Here is a 4072-nt window from a genome sequence, read left to right as displayed (position 1 = left end):
TGGTGCACGTTTCCGAAATGTCCTGGACGAAGAAGAACGTCCATCCGGGCAAGATTGTCGCGACCTCGCAGGAAGTCGACGTCATGGTCCTGGACGTGGACAGCGGCAAGCGTCGCATCTCGCTGGGTCTGAAGCAGGTGCAGCGCAACCCGTGGGAGCAGTTCGCCGAGGAGCACAAGATCGGCTCCACGGTCGAGGGCGAGATCCGCAACATCACCGAGTTCGGCCTGTTCATCGGCCTGTCCGCGGACATCGACGGCATGGTCCACATGTCCGACCTGTCGTGGGACGAGACCGGCGAAGTCGCCATGACCCACTACGAGAAGGGTCAGGTCGTCCAGGCGAAGGTGCTGGATGTGGACGTCGAGAAGGAGCGCATCTCGCTCGGCATCAAGCAGCTGCATGAAGACCCCGCCGCCGATGCGCTGGGCAAGGTGCAGAAGGGCGCGATCGTCACCTGCATCGTGACCGCCGTGCAGTCGAACGGCATCGAGGTGAAGGTCGACGACGTTCTGACCGGCTTCATCCGCCGCGCCGAACTGGCGCGCGACAAGGCCGAGCAGCGTCCGGAGCGTTTCGCCGTCGGCGAGAAGGTCGATGCGAAGATCGTGTCGGTCGATCGTGCCGCCCGCAAGCTGGCCCTGACCATCCGCGGCCGCGAGGTCGAGGAAGACAAGCAGGCGATCAACGAGTACGGCTCGTCCGACAGCGGCGCCTCGCTGGGTGACATCCTGAGTGCCGCGATCCGTCGTCGTAACGCCGACGCCTGATCGTTCCGCCTCGCGGATCGACTATGAAAGGGGCGGTGCCGGAAACGGCACCGCCCTTTTTCTTTGTCCGGCGCCTGGAAGGGGAGGTCGATGGGGTGCTGCAATATTTTGTCGTGTTGCTGTCTATTGTGAAATGTAACCGAATTGGTGCAGATCTCACCTATTGAGAATGATTATCAAACTCGAATGAGGTGGTGGTGAAGATCTCGGCCCGGCGGACGATCCGTTCCGCATTTCTGTTTTCGTCGATATTATCGTCGTTGTTCTGGATTGTACCGTCATGCGCCGCCGCAGCGCCCGACAGGAGCGACCAGGACCCGAAGGGTGTGCAGCGGCAAAAGGCGGCCGGGGATGCGGCAGGCAAGGGGAATGCGAGTCGGGGAAGTGCGGCTCCGGCGGATGTGACCGATGGCCGGGAGAGCGGCGTCAAGGGAGCCGGGGGCAGGAAGGCGGCCGCCAAGCGTGCGGCTGCGGGCACTTTGCCGCCCAAGCCGGCGGTGACCGGGGAACATATCGAGGTGCGCTCCCGCCGGGCGGAGCGGGGCAGCTATACGGTGTCGGAGGCGAGTGCCTCCACCGGCCTGGCGCTGAGCCTGCGCGAGACACCGCAGACCGTGACGGTGCTGACGCGCCAGTTGATGGACGACCAGCAGATCAACACGCTGGACGACGTGCTGACCATGACGCCGGGCGTGACCTCCTATGCCAACGACAATGCGGGGCGTACGACGTATCGCGCGCGTGGCTTCGACATCACCAACTACAAGATCGACGGCATGCAGATCGACGGGAGCACGAGCTTTGCCGGTCTCGGTTCGTCGATGAACATGGACCTGTACGAGAACGTGCAGATCGTGCGGGGGGCCAACGGGCTGCTGGGCGGCACGGGCGACCCGTCGGCGACGATCTATCTGCAACGCAAGCGGGCGGGGCGGACCTTCGGGGTGAACGGGTTGCTGCGTCTGGGAAACTGGAACGAGCGCCGCGTGATGGCCGATGTGAACACGCCGCTGAACAGGTCGGGCTCTATCCGCAGCCGCTATGTCTTCAGTTGGGATGATACCGACACGTTCCGCGAGCGCGAGCATGTCAACCGCATCGGCGCGCTGGCCAGTTTCGCCGCCGATCTGTCGTCGCGCGACGTGCTGAATTTCGGCTTCCAGTACGAGCGGACACGCAATGACGGTGCATCGTGGGGGACGAACGTGCCGATCTGGTTTGCCGACGGCACGCCGGCCCATCTGCCGCGCAAGACCAATCCGGTGGCGGACTGGAGCCAGGCCACCCGCGACATGTATACGGCCTTCATCAACTACGATCATGATTTTTCCGCAGGCTGGCATCTGATGGTCGGCTACATGCGCACGCAGGGCGGGTCGCTGAGCGATCTCGGCGTGGCGAAGATCAACAATGCGGCGCGCAATGTCGGCGGGTTCGCCGGGTTCTGGAAGCAGGACGGGACCGGTGGGTATCTGAACGCGCTGCACGCCGATTATGCCGACGCCCGCGACAATGCCGACGTGCATATCTCCGGCCCGCTGCATGTCCTTGGCCGCGAGCATCAACTGATGTTCGGTTTCAACGGCTATAACGACGAACTGACGCAATATACCTTCAGCAAGGCGCTGGGGAATTGCAGCATCGCCGGTGTCGCGCCGTGGTCGGGCTGCCAGTATCGCGCGGCGGGGCTGCCGATCGCCAACTGGCGGACGTGGGATGGTTCTTATCCCGGTTTCTCGACGCATCGCACCCGCGCGCGGGAGGTCGATGTGAGCCGGAATTACGGGGCCTATGTCTCCGGCCGGTTCATCCTTGCGAAGGGGCTGTCGCTGATCCTTGGCGGGCGTATCAGCACCTACGAAGCCTATAGCGACCTTTATAACGTGGCCAACCGCTACACCAAGATGGCGGGCGGCGCGCGACAGAACGCGGTGCTGACGCCTTATGCTGGCATGGTCTATGATTTTACGAAGACCATGTCTGTCTATGGCAGCTATACCAATGTCTTTACGCCACAATCGAACCTGCGCGACGCGGACAACCGTCCGCTGGACCCGGTGATGGGCAAGAGCTACGAGACCGGCCTGAAGGGGGCATTCTTTGGACGGCGGCTGAATACGTCGCTGGCGTTCTATCTCAACCGGCAGAGCAATGTCGCGCAGGCGACCGGGGCGGTGAACGAGACCACCGGCAATGCGATCTATACCGCCATGAGCGGCGTAAAATCGGAAGGCATCGATTTCGATGCGTCGGGCGAGGTGCTGCCGGGCTGGAGCGTCTTCTTCGGCTACAGCTATCTGCAGACCAAGGGGCTAAGCTATCAGCAGGACCCGCATCATCTGGTGCGGCTGACGACCAGCTACACCTTTCCCGGCGCGCTGCATCGCCTGACCGTGGGGGGCGGGATTTCGAGCCAGACCCATACCGACTGGACGACCAATCCGGGCCGGCCGTTGGGTGGGGGGCGCTATGACAGTTCCAACATCAAGGTCAACGGCTATACGCTCATCAACCTGATGGCGCGCTATCGGTTGACCAACTGGCTGGATATTGCCGGAAACATCACGAACCTGACCGACAAGACCTATGTGCGGCAGGCCGGATTCTATGACGGCCAGATTTTCGGCGAGCCTCGGACGTTCAATTTCACGATCCGCGGCCGCTATTGAGGGGGACGGCGGTGGCCTGATCGGCCGGCCACCGCCGTCCGTGCCCGTCAGGGCGTGGGGGCGGGGCCCTTGACGATTTCCGCCATGTCGCGCGGGCGGACCCAGGTGCGGAAGGCGGTCTGCACGGTGGCGGCCGTCATGCCGTAATAGGCGCGGGCCGCTTGGTCGGGGGTGTCGAGCGGCAGGCCCAGCTCGATCAGTTGCAGGTCCAGCGACGCGATCGCGTCGAGGCTGGCGCGGGCCAGCGGCAGGCCGCGCAGCAGGGCGGCCTTGGCGAGCGTCAGTTCGTCGTCGGTCACGGGATGCTCCTGCATGGTTTGCAGGTCGTGCAGGGCGGCGTCGCGCGCGCGGCCGACCTTGTCGGGATCGGCGCCGAAGCTGATGCTGTAGCCGCCGCGATGGCGCGACCACGAGAAGCTGCTGCTGACCGAATAGACGTAGCCCGTGCGCACCCGCAGGTCGCGGTAGAGGCGGGACGAAAAGCCGTTGCCCAGGATCTCGTTGCCGACGGCGAGCGCGAAATGGTCCGGGTGGGCGGCGGTCAGGCCCAGGCTTTCGGCCAGGACCGCGGTATCCTGCACGCTGGTGCGGTCGGGCACCTGCGTGCGCGAGGCGCGGCTGTCGGGGCGGGAG

General features: G+C 64.2%; 4 protein-coding genes. 3 read left to right on the top strand and 1 reads right to left on the bottom strand.

Translation table 11 applies throughout. The features are described 5' to 3' along the window. The 3 genes from ABF821_RS20200 to ABF821_RS20190 form a co-directional block, all read left to right on the top strand. Window positions 1-770, top strand: a 770-nt coding sequence (locus tag ABF821_RS20200; protein ID WP_415531375.1) for a S1 RNA-binding domain-containing protein, incomplete at its 5' end; no start/stop codon positions are given. A gap of 23 nt (window positions 771-793) precedes the next feature. Beyond that, on the top strand, window positions 794-937 hold the full coding sequence (locus tag ABF821_RS20195) for a hypothetical protein (RefSeq protein ID WP_415531374.1): 144 nt from the start codon (window positions 794-796) through the stop codon (window positions 935-937). 159 nt (window positions 938-1096) lie between these two features. Next, window positions 1097-3439 (top strand): TonB-dependent siderophore receptor, encoded by a 2343-nt coding sequence (locus ABF821_RS20190; RefSeq protein WP_415531373.1) that lies wholly within the window; start codon window positions 1097-1099, stop codon window positions 3437-3439. Window positions 3440-3486: 47 nt separating this feature from the next. On the opposite strand, the gene ABF821_RS20185 is transcribed toward ABF821_RS20190, so the two are convergent. Beyond that, window positions 3487-4072 (bottom strand): M16 family metallopeptidase (locus ABF821_RS20185; protein WP_415531372.1); only part of this gene is annotated, 586 nt, incomplete at its 5' end.

The organism is Gluconacetobacter sp. (assembly GCF_047721585.1).
Lineage (GTDB): Bacteria > Pseudomonadota > Alphaproteobacteria > Acetobacterales > Acetobacteraceae > Gluconacetobacter > Gluconacetobacter dulcium.
This window is presented reverse-complemented; position numbering and strand designations above follow the sequence as displayed.